Genomic DNA, 471 nt, shown 5'->3' with positions numbered 1-471 from the left:
ATCTGGTACCGCATCACCAGCGACGATCGCCTGAACATCGACGTGGTGGAATTTCACGACGATCAGCGGCACTACCAGCGCGGCACCACGTTGCCGTGTCGCCCGCCGTCGGGCTTGTCCGCCGATGGGCAGGACGCGGCCTGGAACCTGCAGACCGCCCACCGGACGGTCGAGCAAACCATCAATTTTCGCGCCTACCACCACCGCGAGGCCCATGCCTTTCTGGACGGCGAAGTCGACCACACCCGAGGTGCCAAGGGCACCTACGGCGAGGCCTATCACTACGGCGAACCCTACACGGTGCTGGGCGAGCGCTACGCCCTGGACGAGGACCTGCAAAGCGAAAGCGGTTTCTTCTACGCCCGCCTGCGCCACGAGCTCTACCTCAACGACCAGACCCGCCTCAGCGGCACCACCAGCAGCGCCATCCTCGCCCCGGCGCAGAAGCTCGAAATCACTGGCGGCGCGCCC

At 66.0% G+C, this 471-nt stretch carries 1 protein-coding gene; it reads left to right on the top strand.

Features of this window, described 5'->3' with window-relative positions:
• Positions 1 to 471: contractile injection system protein, VgrG/Pvc8 family (locus tag FHK92_RS23960; RefSeq protein WP_258232729.1), on the top strand; the 471-nt coding region annotated here is incomplete at both ends.

This window comes from Pseudomonas brassicacearum subsp. neoaurantiaca, from assembly GCF_013608025.1.
In the GTDB taxonomy this organism is placed as follows: domain Bacteria; phylum Pseudomonadota; class Gammaproteobacteria; order Pseudomonadales; family Pseudomonadaceae; genus Aquipseudomonas.
Note: the sequence above shows the minus strand (reverse complement) of the source record. Positions and strands in the feature narration are given on the sequence as shown.